This window comes from Microbacterium salsuginis, assembly GCF_012524205.1.
In the GTDB taxonomy this organism is placed as follows: Bacteria; Actinomycetota; Actinomycetes; order Actinomycetales; family Microbacteriaceae; genus Microbacterium; species Microbacterium salsuginis.
This window is the reverse complement of sequence record NZ_JABACI010000005.1, coordinates 180,485-201,555: the sequence shown is the minus strand read 5'-3', so window position 1 is coordinate 201,555 and position 21,071 is coordinate 180,485. Positions and strand designations below refer to the sequence as shown.

Annotated in this window: 19 protein-coding genes; 16 read left to right on the top strand and 3 right to left on the bottom strand. The window is 69.7% G+C overall.

All coding sequences use genetic code 11. The annotated features are described in order from the left end of the window. Window positions 1-9: 9 nt before the first annotated feature. Genes HF576_RS16995 through holA form a run of 3 tightly spaced genes read left to right on the top strand, consistent with a single transcriptional unit; the run spans window position 10 to window position 4,037 of the window. Window positions 10-615 (top strand): ComEA family DNA-binding protein, encoded by a 606-nt coding sequence (locus HF576_RS16995; protein ID WP_343234327.1) that lies wholly within the window; start codon window positions 10-12, stop codon window positions 613-615. Next, complete coding sequence (locus HF576_RS16990; protein WP_168914024.1) at window positions 612-2,990, top strand: ComEC/Rec2 family competence protein; 2,379 nt, start codon at window positions 612-614, stop codon at window positions 2,988-2,990. The genes HF576_RS16995 and HF576_RS16990 overlap by 4 nt, the downstream gene beginning before the upstream one ends. Window positions 2,991-2,999: 9 nt before the next feature. Next, complete coding sequence (holA, locus tag HF576_RS16985; protein ID WP_168914023.1) at window positions 3,000-4,037, top strand: DNA polymerase III subunit delta; 1,038 nt, start codon at window positions 3,000-3,002, stop codon at window positions 4,035-4,037. Window positions 4,038-4,122: 85 nt separating this feature from the next. Here the strand turns inward: holA and rpsT are convergent, their stop codons facing one another. Both rpsT and HF576_RS16975 read right to left on the bottom strand, forming a co-directional pair. After that, on the bottom strand, window positions 4,123-4,383 hold the full coding sequence (rpsT, locus tag HF576_RS16980) for a 30S ribosomal protein S20 (protein ID WP_168914022.1): 261 nt from the start codon (window positions 4,381-4,383) through the stop codon (window positions 4,123-4,125). A 112-nt stretch (window positions 4,384-4,495) separates the two neighbouring features. After that, the gene (locus HF576_RS16975) at window positions 4,496-5,257 is read right to left on the bottom strand and encodes an alpha/beta fold hydrolase (RefSeq protein WP_168914021.1); all 762 of its coding nucleotides are present in this window, start codon (window positions 5,255-5,257) and stop codon (window positions 4,496-4,498) included. A 159-nt stretch (window positions 5,258-5,416) separates the two neighbouring features. Here HF576_RS16975 and lepA point away from each other — a divergent pair, with 159 nt between their 5' ends. The 12 genes from lepA (at window position 5,417) to era (ending at window position 18,439) form a co-directional block, all read left to right on the top strand. After that, window positions 5,417-7,267: a translation elongation factor 4 gene (gene lepA / locus HF576_RS16970; protein ID WP_168914020.1), complete on the top strand. Its 1,851-nt coding sequence runs from the start codon at window positions 5,417-5,419 to the stop codon at window positions 7,265-7,267. Window positions 7,268-7,276: 9 nt separating this feature from the next. Then, a complete protein-coding gene (locus tag HF576_RS16965; RefSeq protein WP_168914019.1) occupies window positions 7,277-7,927 on the top strand; it encodes a DUF1990 domain-containing protein in 651 nt (216 codons plus the stop codon). Window positions 7,928-7,932: 5 nt separating this feature from the next. Further along, a complete protein-coding gene (gene hemW / locus HF576_RS16960) occupies window positions 7,933-9,150 on the top strand; it encodes a radical SAM family heme chaperone HemW (protein WP_168914018.1) in 1,218 nt (405 codons plus the stop codon). A 111-nt stretch (window positions 9,151-9,261) separates the two neighbouring features. Beyond that, window positions 9,262-10,302 (top strand): heat-inducible transcriptional repressor HrcA, encoded by a 1,041-nt coding sequence (gene hrcA, locus HF576_RS16955; protein WP_168914017.1) that lies wholly within the window; start codon window positions 9,262-9,264, stop codon window positions 10,300-10,302. Window positions 10,303-10,353: 51 nt separating this feature from the next. Further along, window positions 10,354-11,463, top strand: coding sequence for a molecular chaperone DnaJ (dnaJ, locus tag HF576_RS16950; RefSeq protein WP_168914016.1), 1,110 nt, complete (start codon window positions 10,354-10,356; stop codon window positions 11,461-11,463). A gap of 3 nt (window positions 11,464-11,466) precedes the next feature. After that, complete coding sequence (locus HF576_RS16945) at window positions 11,467-12,198, top strand: 16S rRNA (uracil(1498)-N(3))-methyltransferase (RefSeq protein ID WP_168914015.1); 732 nt, start codon at window positions 11,467-11,469, stop codon at window positions 12,196-12,198. A 118-nt stretch (window positions 12,199-12,316) separates the two neighbouring features. Continuing rightward, the gene (locus HF576_RS16940) at window positions 12,317-14,155 is read left to right on the top strand and encodes a bifunctional metallophosphatase/5'-nucleotidase (protein WP_168914014.1); all 1,839 of its coding nucleotides are present in this window, start codon (window positions 12,317-12,319) and stop codon (window positions 14,153-14,155) included. A 110-nt stretch (window positions 14,156-14,265) separates the two neighbouring features. Beyond that, window positions 14,266-14,613: an HIT domain-containing protein gene (locus HF576_RS16935; RefSeq protein ID WP_168914013.1), complete on the top strand. Its 348-nt coding sequence runs from the start codon at window positions 14,266-14,268 to the stop codon at window positions 14,611-14,613. 58 nt (window positions 14,614-14,671) lie between these two features. Then, window positions 14,672-15,700: a PhoH family protein gene (locus HF576_RS16930; protein WP_240949023.1), complete on the top strand. Its 1,029-nt coding sequence runs from the start codon at window positions 14,672-14,674 to the stop codon at window positions 15,698-15,700. Beyond that, the gene (ybeY, locus tag HF576_RS16925) at window positions 15,697-16,167 is read left to right on the top strand and encodes an rRNA maturation RNase YbeY (protein WP_168914011.1); all 471 of its coding nucleotides are present in this window, start codon (window positions 15,697-15,699) and stop codon (window positions 16,165-16,167) included. The genes HF576_RS16930 and ybeY overlap by 4 nt, the downstream gene beginning before the upstream one ends. Further along, a complete protein-coding gene (locus HF576_RS16920; RefSeq protein WP_168914010.1) occupies window positions 16,164-17,516 on the top strand; it encodes a hemolysin family protein in 1,353 nt (450 codons plus the stop codon). The genes ybeY and HF576_RS16920 overlap by 4 nt, the downstream gene beginning before the upstream one ends. Further along, on the top strand, window positions 17,513-18,439 hold the full coding sequence (gene era / locus HF576_RS16915) for a GTPase Era (RefSeq protein WP_168914009.1): 927 nt from the start codon (window positions 17,513-17,515) through the stop codon (window positions 18,437-18,439). The genes HF576_RS16920 and era overlap by 4 nt, the downstream gene beginning before the upstream one ends. A 6-nt stretch (window positions 18,440-18,445) precedes the next feature. Here the strand turns inward: era and HF576_RS16910 are convergent, their stop codons facing one another. After that, window positions 18,446-19,072, bottom strand: a complete 627-nt coding sequence (locus HF576_RS16910) for a hypothetical protein (protein ID WP_168914008.1) — start codon at window positions 19,070-19,072, stop codon at window positions 18,446-18,448. A gap of 213 nt (window positions 19,073-19,285) precedes the next feature. Here HF576_RS16910 and leuA point away from each other — a divergent pair, with 213 nt between their 5' ends. Beyond that, window positions 19,286-21,046 carry a 2-isopropylmalate synthase gene (gene leuA / locus HF576_RS16905; RefSeq protein WP_168914007.1) on the top strand — a complete coding sequence of 587 codons (1,761 nt, stop codon included), beginning with the start codon at window positions 19,286-19,288 and terminating at the stop codon, window positions 21,044-21,046. Window positions 21,047-21,071: the final 25 nt, after the last annotated feature.

Here is a 21,071-nt window from a genome sequence, read left to right as displayed (position 1 = left end):
CGTGGGTGCGTGACAGGTGCCGACAGCTCCGGATCCGGCGGTCGTCGGCGGTTCGGGTTCGGCGCGCTGGTCGTGCTCGTCATCGCCGCTCTCGCGATCACGGTGGCGATCGGGATCCTCCGCGGAGCGACCGCGCCGATCGATGAGATCGCGCTCGACACCACGCCTGATGCGGATGCGACGATCGAGGCGAGTGCGGAGCTCTACGTCCACGTCTCGGGTGCCGTCGCGGCCCCGGGGCTCTACGTGCTGCCTTCGGAAGCGCGCGTGGTGGACGCGCTCGCGGCGGCCGGTGGGTTCGCCGCGACGGCGGATCGCGCGGCGGTCAATCTCGCGCGAGCCGTCGATGACGGCGAACAGCTGCACGTGCCCGAGATCGGCGAGGCGATTGCGGATGCCGTCGGCCCTGCGGCATCCGATGGCGGTCTCGTCGATCTGAACGAGGCCGACGCGGCGCAGCTCGAGACTCTCCCGCGCATCGGCCCCGCGATGGCTGAGCGGATCATCGCCTGGCGCGAGGAGAACGGCGGCTTCACGAGCATCGAGGATCTGCTGGCCGTTCCGGGCATCGGCGACAAGATGCTGGAGTCCCTCCGCGACCTCGTGACCGTATGAACGCCCGCCGCGGCGCGTCGCTGCGCGTGGTGCCGGTCGCCGCGGCCGCATGGGTGACCGGGGGTGTCGCAATCCTGCTGCCGGCCGCGACTGCCTGCATGGCCGTCGCGCTGTGGCTCGTTGTGCTGACCGCGACGGCGATCGCCGGGGTGCGCGCACTCCGTCCGGCATCTCACGGCGACAGGCACAGGGGGCTGCGGCGGGCCGCCGTCGTCGCAGTGCTCGCCGCCGCGGCGTCGGCCGCCGTCGCATCGCATGTCGCGCTGACCATGCCCGCGCGGGATGCGGTCGCGGAGTTCGCGATGAGCGACGGCCGGGCCTTGGAGGTGGTGGCCGATGTCGTGGGCAAGATCGAGCGTCGCGCGGACGGCACCCTGGCCTTCGACGCGACGGCGCTGCGCTGGACGGCTGGCGTGTGGGTACGCGACGCACGCGCCGACGTCGTCGTGCGGGTGGATCCCGGGGCGGTCGAGGGCCTGGCCGCACTCGACGTCGGTTCCCGGGTGACGGTCCGGGGGACGGCATCGCCGGCGCGGCCGGGGGAGCGCGCCGTGGCGGTGCTGTGGGCGGCGCGCGGCGTCGAGGTGGTGCGACCGCCGGACGGTGCCGCGGGTGTCACCGCGCACCTGCGTCAGGGCCTCGTCCGGTCGGTCGTCGGGCTGCCCGGCGCGGGCGCCGGACTGGTCCCCGGGCTGGCGGTCGGCGACACCTCTGCCGTGACGCCTGCGCTCGACGCGTCGATGAAGGAGTCGTCGCTGTCGCACTTGACAGCGGTGTCGGGGGCGAACTGCGCCCTCGTCGTCGGGATCGCGTTCGCTGCCGCGGCGGCGTGCGGGGCGTCACGGGGGCTGCGATGCGGCATCGGCGTCGTCGTACTCGGCGGCTTCGTGCTGCTCGTGACCCCGGAGCCCAGCGTCGTGCGCGCCGCGGCCATGGCTGCGATCGCGATGCTCGGCGTCCTCCTCGGGCGCACCGGCATGGGGATGACCGTGCTCTCGCTGGCGGTGACAGGCGCGCTCGTCGCGGATCCCTGGCTGGCCGCCTCGCTCGGCTTCGCGCTGTCGGCTGCCGCGACAGCGTCGCTCCTGCTGTGCGCGCGGCCCCTGGCGGCCGGCCTCGCCTGCGTCATGCCTCGCCCTCTCGCTCTCGCGGTCTCCGTGCCGCTGGCGGCGCAGCTGGCGTGCGGGCCGCTGCTCGTGCTGATCGCGCCGCAGGTGTCGCTGTACGGCGTGGCTGCGAATCTGCTCGCCGGCCCGCTGGCGCCCGTCACCACCGTGCTGGGACTCGCGGCCTGTCTGGCCGCGCCGCTGCCATGGGTGCAGGCGGGTCTCGCCGCGCTCGCGTGGCTGCCGGCGTCGTGGATCGCCGCGGTAGCAGGCACGGTCTCGCAGCTGCCCGGCGATCTGCTCCCGTGGATCGAAGGGTGGCCCGGCGCTCTCGCCCTCGCGATGGTGAGCGCAGCGCTGGCCGCGGTGGTCATCGTGCCCGGGTCCAGCGCGCGCTTGCGAGGCATCCGGGTGATCTCCGCGGTCGTGGTGGCCGGCGTTGCCGGGGTGCTCCTCGGCAACGGTGCCCTGAGCTCCGTCGCCGGCCGCTGGACCCTGCCCGCCGAGTGGGCGGTGGTCGCATGCGACATCGGACAGGGGGATGCGGTGCTGCTGCGTTCGGCGGGCGCCGTGGCACTGGTGGACACCGGGCCGGATCCCGCTGCTCTCACCGCGTGCCTGTCACGAACCGGCATCGAGCGGATCGATCTGCTCGTGCTGACGCACTACGACCTCGATCACGCCGGCGGAGTGTCCGCCGTGGCCGGACGCGTCGAGACGGTGCTGCACGGCCCGCTCGACGAGCGCGCGCCCGACGTGCTGTCGGTGCTCGCGGACGCCGGAGCACACCTCGTCGAAGCATCCGCCGGTATGACCGGCTCCCTCGGAGACGCGAGGTGGCGCGCGCTGTGGCCGCTTGGGGACAGTCGCGCGTTCCCCGCAGGCAACGACGCCAGCATCGTGCTGGACGTCCGCGGTGGAGGAATCCCGCCGACACTGCTGCTGGGTGACCTCTCGGCCTCGCCGCAGCGTGCGATCGAGGCGGCCGGCTCGCTGGATCCGCCGTACGCGGTGGTCAAAGTCGCTCATCACGGCAGTGCGGATCAGGATGCCGCCCTCTATGAGGCAGCCGATCCCGGCGTCGCCGTCGTCACCGTCGGACTCGGCAACGACTACGGCCACCCGCGGGTCGAGATCCTCGACGTGCTCACACAGACGGGCGCCGTGGTGGCGCGTACCGACCGCGACGGTGTGGTCGCGATCTGGCAGGACGGGGATCGGCTCTCGGTCTGGCGCGAACGAGGCGGCGGCGTCGGAGCCGCTGGGTAGGCTGGAGCCATGCCACCCGCCCCTCGCCGCACGCCTGCGAAAACGGCTCGCAGCGCCATTCCGCAGCTGTCGTGGCGTGCGCCGCAACCCGCGCCGATCGTGCTGGTGTCAGGACCCGAGGATGTCTGCGCGGAACGCGCGATCGCCGGCGTCCGGGACTATCTGCGGGCCGAAGACCCCACGCTCGAGGTGTCGGATCTGCGCGCCGATGACTACACGGCAGGCACGCTCCTGGCGGTCACGTCCCCGTCGCTGTTCGGAGAGCCTCGGCTGGTGAGGGTGACCGGTGTCGAGAAGTGCTCGGATGCGTTCCTCGCCGAGGCGGTGTCGTATCTCGCCGGGCCGCAGGACGGCGCCACCGTCGTGCTGCGCCATACCGGCGCGAGCGTGCGGGGCAAGAAGCTCCTCGACGCGATCCGCGCGGGCGAGGGTGGCGGCGTCGAGATCCCGTGTCCGGCGATCAAGCGCGATTCCGATCGATTCGACTTCGCGGCGGGGGAGTTCCAGGCGGCGAAGAAGCGGATCGCACCCGCCGCGCTGCGGGCGCTCGTCTCGGCTTTCGCCGACGACCTCACCGAGCTGGCGGCCGCGTGCCAGCAGCTGATCGCCGATGTGCCGGGAGAAGTGACCGAACAGGTCGTCGAGCGCTATTACGGCGGACGGGTCGAGATCTCGTCGTTCGCCGTGGCCGACACCGCGATCGCGGGGCGCTACGGCGACGCGCTCATCGCGCTCCGGCACGCTCTGGCTTCAGGCGCCGACCCGGTGCCGCTGGTGGCGGCCTTCGCGATGAAGCTGCGGACGATGGCGCGAGTCGCCGGCAATCGCGAACCGTCCGCGGCGCTGGCCGCACGCTTGGGCATGAAGGACTGGCAGGTCGATCGTGCGCGGCGGGATCTGACCGGGTGGAACGAGTCGAGCCTGGGGATGGCGATCCAGGCGACGGCCAGAGCGGATGCCGAGGTCAAGGGCGGCTCGCGAGACGCGGTCTTCGCGCTCGAGCGCATGGTCACCGTGATCGCGACGCGCGCGCCCTACGGCGCCTGACCACGGACGACGGTCGTCGCGGCGCACGCGCCCTGACGCGACGAAAGGCCCGTCCCCTGGAGGGAACGGGCCTTTTCGACGAATGTCAGAGCGCCGAGACCTGCTTGGCGATCGCCGACTTGCGGTTCGCCGCCTGGTTCTTGTGGATGACGCCCTTGCTGACGGCCTTGTCGAGCTTCTTCGCGGCCGTGGCCAGTGCCTTCTCGGCTGCGGCCTTGTCGCCCGAGGCGACGGCCTCGCGCGTGCGGCGCACGTGCGTCTTCAGCTCGCTCTTGACGGCCTTGTTGCGCTCGCGCGCCTTCTCGTTGGTCTTGTTGCGCTTGATCTGCGACTTGATGTTCGCCACGTGTCGACGTTCTTTCGTTCGGAGTGATCGGATGGAGATGCCGTTCGGCGAGAGAGGGCGCCTGGCGGCGATCGTGAGGGATAACCCACACGCAAGCCAAACAAGGATTCTATCAGGTCTCCGGCCGGCTCCGTGCCGGCGTCCGCTCGGGACGCGCGTTCTGCTCGATCGTCGCGATCGCCACGTCGAGGAGTGCGTTGAACACCGACGGACGCATCGCGCTCACGAGGTGACTCGTGCGCGGCACCACGATGAGCTCGGCGTGCTGCGCCACGCCGACGAAGAGCCTCTCGTTGAGCCGCAGCTGGTCGTACTGGCCGTTGATGAACCACAGCGGCACGTCGATCCTGCGCAGCGCCGCGAGCAGGTCCAGGACGGAAAGGCTCCGCAGAGCCGCGTCCTGCGTGTCGAACGCGTATCCGCCGGCGCCGAAGTCCTCGCGCGTCTCGGGGGGAAGGGTGCGGTCGAGCACACGGTTCGTGAGCCACATCCCGCGATCCGGCAGCGCATCGAAGCCTCGCGCGAGCAGCCGGTAGGTCGTCAGTCCCAGTCCGCGCGGGATCGCCGTGCACGATGCCGCGATGAAGCCCGCCACCGGGGGAGGATTCTCGCGACCCACGTACTCGACGCTCAGCAGGCCTCCCATCGAATGGCCGGCGAGCAGCACGGGACCGCGGGCCGCGGCATCCGTCACCGCGTCGTCGATGGTCGCGAAGGCGCCCTCGAGCGTGAATGTCTCCGCCATCCGAGCGCCGTGCCCCGGCAGATCGATCGCGTGCACGGGGATCCCGCGTCCCTCGAGGTGTGCCACCTGCGAGCGCCACATCGTGGCGGATGTCCGGATGCCGTGTACGAGCACGACCTGAACGACCACCGTCTCAGGGTAGCCGGGCTGCTCGCGCCCACGTGGTCGGCATGCCGCCGGCCGGCAACGGAGTCCGGGACGCGGCTGGGCCCCGACGTCAGGGGGCTCGGCCCCACGTAGCGGCGAACGGAGTGGGCGCAGGACTGGCACCCGTACAATCGTCTGGACATGTCACCCCGCGCCCTGAAGCCTCTCGAGCCGTCCGCGACCCCTCCTGAGCTGATCCGCAACTTCTGCATCATCGCCCACATCGACCACGGCAAGTCCACGCTGGCCGACCGCATGCTGCAGATCACCGGCGTGGTCTCGGACCGCGACATGCGCGCTCAGTACCTGGACCGCATGGACATCGAGCGCGAGCGCGGCATCACGATCAAGTCGCAGGCGGTGCGGATGCCCTGGCAGTCCGAGGGCTCGACGTTCGCGCTCAACATGATCGACACGCCCGGGCACGTCGACTTCACCTACGAGGTGAGCCGCTCGCTCGCGGCGTGCGAGGGTGCGATCCTGCTCGTCGATGCGGCGCAGGGGATCGAGGCGCAGACGCTGGCGAACCTCTACCTCGCGCTCGAGAACGACCTGCACATCATCCCCGTGCTCAACAAGATCGATCTGCCTGCCGCCGACCCCGACCGCTTCGCGAGGGAGCTCGCGGGCCTGATCGGCGGCGACCCGGACGATGTGCTCCGGGTGAGCGGCAAGACCGGCCAGGGCGTCGAGGAGCTGCTGGACCGTCTGGTGCGCGAGATCCCCGCCCCGAAGGGGGATCCGGATGCCCCGGCCCGGGCGATGATCTTCGATTCGGTGTACGACTCGTACCGCGGCGTGGTGACCTACGTCCGGATGGTCGACGGCACGCTCTCGCCGCGCGAGCGCATCCAGATGATGTCGACGACCGCGACGCACGAGCTGCTCGAGATCGGGGTCTCGAATCCTGAGCCCACCCCGACCAAGGGACTCGGCGTCGGCGAGGTCGGCTACCTCATCACGGGTGTGAAGGATGTGCGCCAATCCAAGGTCGGTGACACGATCACGACGCACCGCAAGCCCGCGACGGACGCGCTGCCCGGCTACACCGACCCGAAGCCCATGGTGTTCTCGGGCATCTACCCGATCGACGGCAGCGACTACGCCGAACTGCGCGAGGCCCTCGACAAGCTGAAGCTGTCGGACGCCTCGCTGCAGTATGAGCCCGAGACCTCGGTCGCTCTCGGTTTCGGGTTCCGCTGCGGCTTCCTGGGCCTGCTGCACCTCGAGATCATCACCGAGCGGCTCGCGCGCGAGTTCGATCTCGACCTCATCACGACGGCGCCGAGCGTCATCTACGAGGTGACGACCGACACCGGCGAGACGGTGACCGTCACCAACCCGAGCGAGTACCCCGACGGGCGGGTGGCGACGGTCAGCGAACCGGTCGTGAAGGCGGCGATCCTCACGCCGAAGGACTATGTCGGCACCGTCATGGAGCTGTGCCAGTCCCGCCGGGGCAGCCTCCTCGGAATGGAGTACTTCAGCGAAGAGCGCGTGGAGCTGCGCTACAGCATGCCGCTCGGCGAGATCGTCTTCGACTTCTTCGACCAGCTGAAGTCCCGTACCCAGGGATACGCGAGCCTGGACTACGAACCGGCCGGCAGCCAGGAAGCCGATCTCGTCAAGGTCGACATCCTGCTGCAGGGCGACAAGGTCGACGCCTTCAGCTCGATCGTGCACCGCGAGAAGGCGTATGCCTACGGCACGATGATGACCGAGCGGCTGCGCAAGCTCATCCCGCGCCAGCAGTTCGAAGTCCCGATCCAGGCCGCGATCGGCGCGCGGATCATCGCACGCGAGAACATCCGCGCGATGCGCAAGGACGTGCTCGCCAAATGCTACGGCGGTGACATCAGCCGCAAGCGCAAGCTCCTCGAGAAGCAGAAGGAGGGCAAGAAGCGCATGAAGATGGTCGGTCGAGTGGAGGTTCCCCAGGAGGCGTTCATCGCCGCATTGTCGGGAGACGTCGAGGGGAAGGCCTCGAAGTAGGCTGGTGAGATGCGTCGAGGGACATTCCGGGACGACACCGTCGACTACGCCGCCGTCGGGGCGACGCAGGCGCCGGATCTCATGCAGTATCCGCCGGAGCGCAGCATCCCGGCGGAGCAGTCGTGGCGGATCGGCAGCGGCGAAGCGCGATTCCAGGCCGCGAGTGACGCGCTGCTCTCATGGACAGCGCAGCGCGGAGCCGGCCTCGAGCTGAAGGACGTGCGCCCCGCATCGGGGCCCATGTACTCCGGCGTGAGCTTCGACGCGGAGGGGAATCCGATCGCACCGGCGCGATCCGAGACCGACGTGCGCTATGACAGCGACGGCACGCCGTACGTCGGCGCCGGCACCACGATCCGCGTCGAGGGGCGCGTGAAGGGGCTGCGCGCAGACGCCGAGCTGCGAGTGATCTTCGCGGTGGAGGAGCCGCGCCGCGTGGGATTCGCGCTGGGGACCGTGAGCGACTCGGTCGTGAGCGGCGAGGAGTCCTTCATGCTCGACTGGCACGACAACGACGAGGTGTGGTTCACGGTTCGGGCCTTCGACGCGCCCCGCGCGATGCTGTACCGGGTGCTTCCGGGCTTGACGCGCCGCCGCCGCCGCGAGCTGTTCACCCGCTATCTGCGGGCGATCTCGCCGCTGTATTCCACGCCGGCCTGAACCGCATGGGCTCCGCGCTTCCTCTCGGCGAGCCGGTGCCGATCGACGGGCCGCTCCCTCCCGGGCTGCGCGTCGATCCGCACGGGCCGTTCAGCGTCTACCTGCACGTGCCGTTCTGCCGCGTGCGCTGCGGCTACTGCGACTTCAACACCTACACGGCGACCGAGCTGCGCGGCGCCCGTCAGGACCAGTACGCCGACACGGTGCTGCGCGAGATCGATCTCGCAGCGACGATGCTCGACCGGGTGGGCGGCCGCCGTCCGGCAGGAACGGTCTTCTTCGGTGGCGGAACGCCGACACTGCTCCCGGCGGGGGACCTCGCCCGCATGCTCGACGGCGTCAGGGCCGCATTCGGCCTCGCGGACGACGCCGAGATCACCGTCGAGGCGAACCCCGACACCGTCTCGGCGGCCGTGACGGCGGAATTGGCGGCATCCGGTGTCACCCGCATGTCGATCGGGATGCAGTCCGCCGTGCCGCACGTGCTGGCCACCCTCGACCGCACGCACCGCCCCGAGAGCGTCCGCGCCGCCGTGACGGCGGCGCGCGCCGAAGGGCTGGATGTGAGCGTGGATCTGATCTACGGCGCGCCGGGGGAGTCGCTGGACGATTGGCGCCGTTCGCTCGAGGCGGCGATCGAGTTGGAGCCCGACCACCTCTCCGCATACGCCCTCATCGTCGAGGACGGGACCAAGCTCGCACGCCAGATCCGCCGAAGCGAGCTGGCGGCCCCCGACGACGATCTGCAGGCCGACATGTACGAGCTCGCCGACGAGCTGCTGACGTCCGCGGGTTTCGACTGGTACGAGGTGTCGAACTGGGCGCGCGAGGACCGCCGGCGCTCTCGGCACAACCTCGCCTACTGGACGGGGGCGGACTGGTGGGGCTTCGGGCCGGGCGCCCACAGCCACATCGCCGGAGTGCGGTTCTGGAACGTCAAGCACCCGGCCGCGTACGCCCAGCGGCTGGCCCACGCCCAGTCGCCCGCCGCGGGCAGGGAAGTGACGGATGCCGCGGCCCGTGCGCTCGAGACGGTGCTGCTGCGCACCCGCATCCGCGACGGCCTGGCGCTGGCCGATCTGCCCGGCGACAGGCGCCGACAGACGGCCGCGCTCATCGCGGACGGCCTCGTGGAGGCTCCGGCGGCGTTCGGCGGACGCATCGTGCTGACGCGCCGCGGGCGGCTCCTCGCGGACGCCGTGGTGCGTGCGCTGACCGATTGACGCGCCTCCGGGGCACGAGGCCGCGGATCCGGTAGAATTGGCACTCCAGTCATGCGAGTGCCAAAGGTGTGGGTCGCCACACCGGGCGCCCAAGCAGCGTGAGGAGTCGGGATGGTCAGCGAACGCGGACTCGAGGTGCTGCGCGCGATCGTCCAGGACTACGTCGACACGCGTGAGCCGGTCGGCAGCAAGACGATCGTCGAGCGGCACGCCTTCGGCGTGTCGGCCGCGACGATCCGCAACGACATGGCGCTGCTCGAGGACGAAGAGCTCATCGCGGCTCCCCACACATCATCGGGACGTGTGCCGACCGACAAGGGCTACCGGGTGTTCGTCGACCACCTCGCCCAGCTTCGACCGCTGAGCTCTGCGCAGCGGTCCGCGATCGCGGCGTTCCTCGACGGCTCCGGCGATCTGGACGACGTGCTCGCCCGCTCTGTACGCGCCCTCACGCGCCTCACCGGCCAGGTCGCGATCGTGCAGTATCCGTCGTTCGCCCGGGCGACGGTCACCCACGTCGAGCTGGTGCAGCTGGGCGGCGGACGGATGCTGGTGATCGTCGTCACCGACACCGGTCGCGTCTCGCAGCGGCTGACCTTCGTGCGCGACGAGTTCGACGAGGCCGATCTGGCCCGGATGCGCGCGGAACTCGGCACGCTCCTCGTCGGGCGCCCGGTGCGCGAAGGTCTGCAGCGGATCGCGGAGCGTCTCGCGGCAACGGGACCGGATCCGGCGGCACGCGAAGCCGCCACCGACGAGATCGTGACGGCGGTCGCCGAGGAGCTCGAGGAGTTCCGCCAGGACAAGCTGGTCATGGCGGGCAGCGCGAATCTCGCTCGCCGCGAGGCGGACTTCCGCGGCAGCATCTACCCGCTCCTGGAGGCCATCGAGGAGCAGGTGACGCTGCTGCGGCTCATGGGCGAGATGGTCACCGATGAGCAGGGTCTCTCGGCGAGCATCGGCCGCGAGAACGAGGCGTTCGGGCTGGCCGAGGCATCCGTTCTCGCCAGCGACTACGACGCGACGGGCTCGCGCGCCCGCGTCGGCGTCATGGGGCCGACGCGCATGGACTACCCCACGAACCTCGCGGCGGTGCGAGCCGTCGCGCGCTATCTCACGCGGATGCTCGAAGAAGACGAGAGCAGCCGCTGACGCGGACGCGTACACACGATCCCGCGGCTCTGCCGCGGCAGGAAGGCGAAAGTGGCTGACCACTACGAGGTCCTCGGCGTCTCGCGAGACGCCACCCCCGATGAGATCAAGAAGGCCTATCGACGGCTCGCGCGCGAGCTCCATCCGGACGTCAACCCGGGCGAGGACGCGTCCGAGCGCTTCAAGCTCGTCACCCACGCCTACGACGTGCTGAGCGACCCCGATCAGCGCGCGCGGTACGACATGGGCGGCGACACGCCTTTCGGCGGAGCCGGCGGATTCGGCGGGTTCAACGACATCTTCGAGACCTTCTTCGGCTCGGCCGGCGGTTCTCGCGGCGGCCGTCCGCGCTCGCGGCGGGAACGCGGGCAGGATGCGCTCGTCCGGGTCACCCTCGAACTCGGCGATGTCGTCTTCGGCGTCCACCGAGACATCGATGTCGACACCGCGGTGCTGTGCGAGACCTGTCAGGGCTCATGCTGCCAGCCGGGCACCAGCCCCGTCACATGCGACATCTGCCATGGCACCGGCCACGTGCAGCGTCAGGTGCGGAGCCTGCTCGGGAACGTCATCACCAATCAGCCCTGCAACGTGTGCCAGGGCTACGGCACGACGATCCCGTATCCTTGCGCGACCTGCCAGGGTCAGGGCCGGGTCCGCGCGCGCCGCACGGTGTCGCTCGACATCCCCGCCGGCGTCGAAACCGGACTGCGGCTCCAGCTGCCCGGGTCGGGAGAGGTCGGCCCCGCCGGCGGACCCAACGGCGATCTCTACATCGAGGTCACGGTGGCGCCGCACGAGGTTTTCAGCCGCGACGGCGACGACCTGCTCGCGACCCTCGAAGTGTCCATGCCGGACGCGATCCTCGGCACGACCACGACGATCCAGTCGCTCGACGGTCCGGTCGACCTCGAGGTGCGGCCCGGCGTCCAGGCCGGCGACGTGCTGACGATCAAGGGTCGCGGCATCACGCCGCTGCGCGGCACCCAGCGCGGCGACCTTCGCGTCGGCGTGCACGTCGTGACGCCGACCCGGCTCGATGCGAAGGAACGCGCGCTGATCGAGGACTTCGCCAAGCGCACCAAGGCACCCTCTCCCAAGCTGGCCGAGTTCCACCAGGGGCTCTTCGCGAAGCTGCGTGACCGCTTCCGGAACGGCTGACGGATGCCGCTGCACTTCCTGGTGGAAGACGCGTCCGTCGCGCAGCCCGGTGACGCCGTCGCGCTGACAGGCCCGGAAGCCCATCACGCGGCCGCCGTCCGTCGCGTCCGCGCCGGGGAGGAGGTGACGGTCGGAGACGGCCGTGGCGCGTGGCTCTCCGGCATCGTCGAGACGGCCGCCCCGCGCGAGGTGGTCGTTCGCGTCACAGCGCGTGACGATGTCCCCGCCGCGCAGCCTCGCCTCGTTCTCGCGCAGGCTCTGGCCAAGGGCGACCGCGACGAACTGGCCGTGCAGGCGGCCACCGAGCTCGGCGTCGACGAGGTCGTTCCGTGGCAGGCCGCGCGCAGCGTGTCCCGCTGGGATTCCGCGAAGGAGCACAAGGGCCGCCAGCGATGGGCGGGCATCGTGCGCGAAGCCGCGAAGCAGGCGCATCGCGCGTGGGTGCCCGACGTTGCCGTGCTGCACAGTACGAAGGCGCTGGCCGGCCGCGCCGCAGCATCCGTCGTCCTCGTCCTCGAGCCGTCAGCACCAGTCGCGCTGTCGTCGGTGTCACTGCCCGACGATCGTGACATCGTGCTCGTGGTCGGGCCGGAGGGCGGAATCGCGGCGGAAGAGCTCGAACTCCTCGAAAGCGCCGGAGCCCGGCTCGTGCGTCTCGGCACGACGGTGCTCCGCACGTCGACGGCCGGGCCCGCGGCGCTGGCGGTGGTGAGCACCGCCCTCGGACGCTGGTGAGGCATCACCGACTGTTCACGTCGACGTCACGCGCGGGTCTCCAGGGGTTCCGACATCCACCGGGGCCGCGCTGATTCCGTGGGGAGCATCTCCGTTCGCCTCCCGATTGGAATGCTCCATGCGCCGAACCTCCGTCCGACGACGTCTGACCGGCCTGCTGGCGGTGGCCACCGCCGCCGCGGCCATCACCGTGCCCGCGCTGCCCGCACTGGCGATGCCTGACGCTGCGGCACCCGCCGACATCGCCGCGGCCGAGACGGTTCCCGTTCAACTGCTGTCGATCACCGACCTGCACGGCTATTTCGGGGACTACACCACCACGGTCCCGGGAGCGCACGCGGGGCAGCCCCCGCAGACCGTGGGCGGCGGTGCGTTTCTCGCCGCGCATGTCGACCGGCTGCGGACCGAGCGAGGGCTCCCGGCAGCGAACTCACTCCTGTTCTCCGCCGGCGACGACTTCTCGGGCTGGCCCGCCGAGACCGGATGGTTCTGGAACGAGCCGACGATCGAGTTCCTGGACATGATCGGCCTGCAGTTCTCGACGATCGGCAATCACGAGCTCGACCGCAACCTCGACTACCTCCGCCACATGACCGAGGGAACCTGCGAGGGGCGTCCCGACGGCGATCTGTGCTTCACAGACTCGACCGGTGAGAAGTTCGACGGCGCCGACTACGAGTACTACTCCGCCAACGTCATCGACGGCACCGGTGCGCTCGTCGCCCCGCCCTACCACGTCGAGCACGTCTCCGATGGGCGTGGCGGCTCGGTGCCGGTGGGATTCATCCACACCACGACCGCGACCACGACCGAGGGCGGGCTGTCGTACTGGCCGTCCGGTGAGCTGCGCGTGACCGACGAGGCCGAAGCGGTCAACGCCTATGCCGCCGAGCTCGAAGCGCAGGGCGTCAAGGCGATCGTCGCCGTCATGCACGAAGGCTTCACGCAGCAGGGCGGATTCGGGTTCAACGACTGTGCTGCGCCTTCGGGACCGATCGTCGAGATGAACAAGGCGATCTCGCCAACCGTGGACGCGATCGTCACCGGACACTGGCATGCGCTCGTGAACTGCAGCCTGCCCGACCCGGCGGGGAACCCGCGCCCGGTGGTCGAGGCCGCCAACCACGGGCGGCTCATCAGCGAGATCAACCTGGAGCTCGACCGGGAGTCCGGCGAGGTGCTGCGGGACCGCACGACCTCGATCAGCCACGCGAACACCCGCGATGTCGCGCCGGATCCCGACGTCCTCGAGATGGCGCAGTACTGGCGGGACCAGCTCGCGGAGCGTCGCATCCAGCACGTCGCCACCCAGACCGGCGACCTGCTGCGCACCTCGGACGACCGCGAGGAGTCGACACTCGCGAACCTGACGGCCGATGCGTACCTGTGGGCGGCGGGGGAGGACGGCGACGCGGCCGACCTCGCCGTGTCGATGCCCGGAACGCTGCTGCGGGATCTGCCGCACGCGCCGAGCAGTGCGGTGCCGGGTGACGCGCCGGGCGCGGTGACCTTCGGTGAGGTGTTCTTCGGCCTGGTCGTCGAGAACGGCATCGGCTGGGCGGTCGTCACCGGGGACGTGACCGGGCGGCAGATCCACGATCTGCTCGAGAGCCAGTGGCAGCTGGATGCCGCAGGTGCCGAGACCTTCCAGGCGCTGGCCGTGTCGGGCAACGTCACGTACCGGTACGACGCGTCGGCCGCCGTCGGCGACAGAGTCGCGTTCGGGCAGGTGCGGGTCAACGGTGCTCCGCTGAAGCCGAACGAGACCTATCGCATCGCTGCACTGTCGAACAACTTCGCACAGACCGGCTTCCGCCCGCCGTTCACCGCACTGCAGGGCGCTGAGGATCAGCATCGGACGGCGTTCTCCGGCGCGGATGCCGTTGCCGGCTACCTGACGGCCCACTCCCCGGTCACACCGCCCGCGCTCGATCGCGTGAGGGCCGTGCAGGACTGACACCGACAGCGCATCGGCGTATCGAGGAGCCGTGCGGCGTACCGCCGCACGGCTCCGGCCGTTCCGAGCGGCCATGACCTCGTCAGCCGCCTCGTCGATAGACTGAGGGCATGAGCGAACCCTCGATCTTCACGCGCATCCTCGACGGAGAGATCCCGTCCGAGATCATCGCCGAGACCGAGAACGCGTTCGCGATCCGCGACATCGCGCCGAAGGCCCCCGTGCACCTGCTCGTCATCCCCAAGAGCGAGCAGTACCGCAACGTCGTCGAGCTCGCCGCGGGCGATCCCGACCTCCTCGCCGAACTGGTCGGACTGGCGAACTCCCTCGCCGCCGAGCACGCCGACGGCGATTTCCGTCTGATCTTCAACACCGGCCCGAACGCGGGCCAGACCGTCTTCCATGTGCACGCCCACGTGCTCGCCGGAGGACTTCAGGAAGCGAGCCTTGGTGCCTGACGAACCCACGACCGACGGCGCAGGCGCCGTCGAGCGGATCTATGCCGACGGAGTCGCGATGGTCCAGCTGCTCGGTCCCCAGGACCGGCTGCTGCGCGTCGTCGAGAAGGAGCATCCGGACGTCGACGTCCACGTCCGCGGGAACGAGATCACTCTGACCGGGGACCCCGCCGCCGTCGCCGCTGCGAAGTCGCTCGTCGACGAGCTCCTGGCGATGACCAAGGCCGGTCACTCCCTGGGCGAGGAAGATGTGACCTCGTCCAATCGGATCCTGCGGACCGAGGGCGGACCGCGTCCGTCCGAGGTGCTCGGCGAGGCGATCCTTTCGTCGCGGGGCAAAGTGATCCGGCCCAAGACGCTCGGGCAGAAGGCGTACGTCGACGCCATCGAAGAGAACACGATCGTGTTCGGCATCGGTCCCGCCGGCACCGGAAAGACCTATCTCGCGATGGCGAAGGCCGTGCAGGCCCTGCAGCGCAAGGAAGTCAGCCGCATCATTCTGACCCGTCCGGCCGTCGAGGCGGGGGAGCGGCTCGGATTCCTTCCCGGCACGCTGACCGACAAGATCGACCCGTACCTGCGGCCGCTCTACGACGCCCTCAACGAGATGATGGACCCCGAGCTGGTGCCCAAGCTCATGGCCACCGGCACGATCGAGGTCGCTCCGCTGGCGTACATGCGCGGCCGGACGCTCAACGACTCGTTCGTCGTGCTGGACGAGGCCCAGAACACCACGCCCGAGCAGATGAAGATGTTCCTCACGCGGCTGGGGTTCGGCACGCGGATGGTGGTCACCGGGGACATCACTCAGATCGACCTGCCCCAAGGGGCCTCGGGCCTGCGGCTGGTGACGCGCGTCCTCGGCAACATCGACGACATCCATTTCGCCTACCTCACCAGCGAGGACGTGGTGCGGCACACCCTCGTCGGGCGGATCGTCGACGCCTACACCGAGTACGACGAGCGCCGGCTCGCTTCGCGACGCGAGCGGGACGAGGCATCCGAGTTCGCGAATCGCGCCGAACGGCGCGCGGCGGCGCGCCCGGCAGGTCCGCGCGACCACATCCCCAAGCGAGGACGCTCATGACCATCGAGATCGGCAACGAGTCGGGAGTCGACGTCGATGAGACGGTGCTGCTGCGGCTCATGGAGCACAACCTGGCCGAGCTGCACGTCAGCGCCGAGGCCGACGTGGCGATCCTGCTCGTCGACGAGGGGGCGATGGAAGCTCTGCACGTGCAGTGGATGGACGAACCCGGCCCGACAGATGTGCTGAGCTTCCCGATGGACGAGCTGCGCCCCGGAACAGAGGATGCCCCGGCGCCGGCCGGGCTGCTCGGCGACATCGTGCTGTGCCCGCAGGTCGCCGAGGCCCAGGCCGTCGCCGCCAAGCACAGCACGCTCGACGAGCTGATCCTGCTGACGACCCACGGCCTGCTGCACCTGCTCGGCTTCGATCATGCCGAGCCGGAGGAGGAGCGCGAGATGTTCGGGCTGCAGCGCGAGCTCATCGCATCGTTCCAGGCGGCGGAACGGCGACGACCCCGCGCATGACCGAGGCACTCCTCCTGGTCGGTGCGGTCCTGCTCCTCGCCTTCGGCGCCCTCATGGTCGCGATCGACGCCGCACTCGGGGTGACCTCGCGCGCGGATCTCGCCGAGCTCGGCGCCGATGGCCGCAACGCACGATCGCTGCAGCGGATCGCCGCGGATCCCGAGGCGCACGCGAACGCGGTGATCTTCATCCGTGTGCTCGCCGAGACCACTGCCGCGGTGCTCGTCACGGTCGCCTTTGTGCTGCTGTTCGACAACATCGGGTGGGCGATGCTCGCGGCAGCCGTTCTGATGACGGGCGTGTCGTACGTCGTCGTGGGAGCGAGCCCCCGCACCGTCGGACGACTGCACGCGAAGAGCCTGCTGCGGGGCGCGGCCCCGGTGATCCGCGGCGTGCGCATCCTGCTCGGACCGCTCGCCCACGGACTGGTCGCGCTCGGCACCCGGATCACTCCCGGCGCCTCTCGAGGGTCATCGTTCGCATCGGAGGAGCAGCTGCTCAGCATCATCGACGAGGCGGCAGAGAACGAGCTCATCGAGCAGGACGACCGCGAGCTGATCCACTCGGTGTTCGACTTCACCGACACGTTCGTGCGCGCGGTCATGGTGCCGCGCACCGACATGGTGACGGTGGATGCCTCGGCCTCCACGCGCGAGGCGATGGCGACGTTCCTCGACAAGGGCATCTCGCGGGTCCCGATCGTCGACGATGATGCCGACGACGTGGTCGGCGTGCTGTACCTGAAAGACCTCGTGCAGTTCGGCTTCCGCGACGAGGACGGCTGGCGCGACGCGCCCATCAGCCGCATCGCGCGACCGGCGGTGTTCGTGCCGGAGTCGATGAAGGCCGAGACTCTGCTGCAGCAGATGAAGCGCGATGCCGTTCATGTCTGTCTCGTCGTCGACGAGTACGGCGGCGTGTCGGGCCTGGTGACGCTCGAGGACCTCATCGAGGAGCTCGTCGGCGACATCTCCGACGAATATGACCCACGCGGCGACGAGGTGACCGAGCTCGAGCCCGGGCACTACCGGGTGAGCGCCCGCATGGGCCTCGACGAGGTGGGCGATCTGTTCGGCATCGAGCTCGAAGATGAGGACGTCGACTCGATCGGCGGCCTGCTCGGCAAGGCGCTCGGACGTGTTCCGCAGCCCGGCGCCACGGCCGAGATCGCCGGGCTGGTGCTCACCGGCGGCGCATCGCGCGGTCGCGGGCGCGGGATCTCCACGGTCTTCGTCGAGCGCGGCGAGACACGACCAGAGTTCGGACGCTCGCCGCGCACCGGCGAGATCCGTACCATCGGAGCCCGCACCGGCGAGGTGCGCGCTCCCAAGAAGGGGGAGAACCCATGACCGAACCGCACACCGCTGCGTCGCCCGAGCAGCCCGCGGGACGCTCAGGCTTCGTCACCTTCGTAGGGCGCCCGAACGTCGGCAAGTCCACGCTCACGAACGCGCTCGTCGGCGAGAAGGTCGCCATCACGAGCGACAAGCCGCAGACGACACGGCGCGCCATCCGCGGCATCCTGAACCGGCCGTCGGGCCAGCTCGTCATCGTCGACACGCCCGGCTTGCACAAGCCTCGCACGCTCCTCGGCCAGCGGCTCAACGACCTCGTCGAGCAAGTGCTCGGCGACGTCGACGTCATCGGGTTCTGCGTGCCGGCCACCGAGAAGGTCGGACCCGGAGACCGTCGTATCGCAGAATCGCTCGACGGCTATGGGCGCGCGAAGAAGGTCGCGATCGTGACGAAGACGGATGCCGCTACCCGTGAGCAGATCACCGAGCGACTCATCGAGGTCGATCAGCTGCGCGAGGACTGGGCGGCCGTCATCCCGCTTTCGGCGCTCACGCGCGACCAGCTCGACGTGCTCACGGACGAGCTGCTGTCACTGATGCCGGCCGGTCCGCCTCTCTACCCCGAGGGAGTCGTGACGGACGAGTCGACGGAGGACCGCATCGCCGAGATCATCCGTGAGGCCGCCCTCGAGGGCGTGCGCGACGAGCTGCCGCACTCGATCGCCGTCACGATCGAGGACATGTCCGAGCGCGACACCGGCAGCATGACCGACATCTACGCGAACCTCGTCGTGGAGCGCGACAGCCAGAAGGCGATCATCATCGGGCACAAGGGCTCGCGGCTGAGGGATGTCGGAGCGCGCGCACGCGCCCAGATCGAACCGCTCGTCGGCACCAAGGTGTTCCTGAAGCTCCACGTGCGGGTCGCGAAGGAATGGCAGCGCGACCCGAAGCAGCTCGGCCGTCTGGGCTTCTAGCCGGCGTCAGCCGACGGTTCGCAGCGCCGAGCGGATCACGACGACCCCCGCGCCGTACGCGTCGTCCACGGCGCGCTGCCATGTGCCGTCGTCCCATACGACGTCGACCCAGAGCCAGCCGTTCTCGGGGGAAGACGACAGGTAGGCGTCTCCGAGCATGTCGGGCAGCTCCTCCTGGAGGCGCTCCAGAGTGGCGTCGTCGCCGGCGCCGGGCTGGCCGGCCGTCGGATCCGGCGCGATCATCGGGTCGTACAGGGCCAGCATGGTGGGCGGCCCGACTGTCGTGAAGGTCGCGCCGTCGTAGGTCCCGCGCACGGCATACGCGCCCCAGGTCACGTCACCCGAGGTCTCGAATCCGTCCACGCCCTCCCACGTCCAGTCCTCCACCGGGAGGCCGTCGCATTGAGGGGGATACGACTCCGCGATCGGCCCGAGGCACAGTTCGACCTCGCCGGCATGGTCCATGATCGTGCCGACCGCGAGCACCTCGCCCTCGGGTGGCAACGGAGATGCCGGACCGATCGTGGACCCGTCGGCAGTGTTCGAGGACGCCCCGGAGGCGCACGCGACGAGAAGGACGACGGATGCCGCGAGCCCTCCCAGGGCGAGCACGCGTCGGTGATGACGTGTCATACCCGTGGAGTGTCGGCATCGGCCGGATCGTCTCACCCGCCGTTTCGATTCGCAGATCGCGGTTCGCGAACGCCCGGGTGCGGGTGTAGCCTGATGCCATGCGTGCACGCTCGCTTCTTCTTAGCTGCCGCGGCGAGGCCTCGATCTAGGGCCCTTCTCGTCGCGGAGCTTCGTGGTGGGCCCGTTCTAAAAAGACGAGGAAGAAGCGACACCATGAAGAACACCCAGAAGCCCTCGGGCATGCCGATCCACAAGTATCGGCCTTTCCACGAGCTGATCCGAGTGGATCTGCCCGATCGCACGTGGCCGTCCCGGCGGATCACCGAAGCCCCGCGCTGGTGCGCCGTCGACCTCCGCGACGGCAACCAGGCGCTCATCGATCCGATGAGCCCGGAGCGCAAGCGCGTCATGTTCGAGCTGCTCGTCAGCATGGGCTACAAAGAGATCGAGGTCGGTTTCCCCTCGGCCAGCCAGACGGACTTCGACTTCGTCCGTCAGCTCATCGAGGACGGACTGATCCCGGACGACGTCACCATCCAGGTGCTGACCCAGGCGCGAGAGCACCTCATCGAGCGCACCTACGAGTCGATCGCAGGCGCCAAGCAGGCGATCGTCCACCTGTACAACTCCACGAGCGTTCTACAGCGCGAGGTCGTGTTCCGCACCGACCGGCAGGGGATCATCGACATCGCGGTGGAGGGCGCGCGACTGTGCCGCCGGTTCGAGAAGCGCATCCCCGAGACCAAGGTGTTCTACGAGTACTCTCCCGAGAGCTACACCGGGACGGAGCTCGAGTTCGCCGTCGACGTGTGCAACCAGGTGCTGGATGTCTTCGAGCCGACCCCCGACCGCAAGGTGATCATCAACCTGCCCGCCACCGTCGAGATGGCGACGCCCAACGTCTACGCCGACTCGATCGAGTGGATGTCTCGGCACCTGAACCACCGCGAGAACGTCATCCTGTCGCTCCACCCGCACAATGATCGCGGCACCGCCGTGGCGGCCGCCGAGCTGGGTTACATGGCCGGCGCCGACCGCATCGAGGGCTGCCTGTTCGGCAACGGCGAGCGGACCGGGAACGTCGACTTGGTTGCGCTGGGCGTCAACCTGCTGACGCAGGGCATCGACCCCCAGATCGACTTCGGCGACATCGACCAGGTCAAGCGCACGGTCGAGTACTGCAATCAGCTGCCGGTCCCCGAACGGAGCCCGTGGGCGGGCGACCTGGTCTTCACCGCCTTCAGCGGCTCTCATCAGGACGCGATCAAGAAGGGCTTCGAGGCGATGGAGGCCCGGGCCGCTGCGGCCGGTGTGACCGTCGACGACATCGAATGGGCGGTGCCGTACCTGCCCATCGACCCGAAGGACCTCGGCCGGTCGTACGAGGCCGTGATCCGCGTCAACTCTCAGTCCGGAAAGGGCGGAGTGGCGTACCTGCTGAAGACCGACCACGCGCTGGATCTGCCGCGACGGCTGCAGATCGAGTTCTCCGGTGTCGTGCAGGCGAAGACGGATGCTGAGGGAGGCGAGGTGACGAGCGACCAGATCTGGGCGATCTTCACCGACGAGTACCTGCCGACGACCGTCGCCGACGACCGTTGGGGGCGTTTCGAGCTGCTCGCGACCAGCACGCGCAGCGACATGTCCGGAGACGTCTCGCTGGATGTCACGCTGCGTGACGGCGAGACGAGCTACGACGCATCGGGCCACGGCAACGGACCCGTCGCGGCCTTCCTCGAGGTCGTGCGGGCGCAGGGCTTCGACGTGACGCTGTACGACTACGTCGAGCACGCCCTGAGCGCCGGGGGCGACGCACAGGCGGCGGCGTACGTCGAGCTGCAGGTCGACGGCGAGCGGCTGTGGGGTGTCGGCATCGACGGTGACATCTCCACGGCGTCACTCAAGGCGATCGTCTCCGGTGTGAACCGAGCGATCCGCACTCGCGAACGGTCCGGAGCACTCGTCGGCGTCTGATCCGCAGGCGTCGCGCTGACGGCGG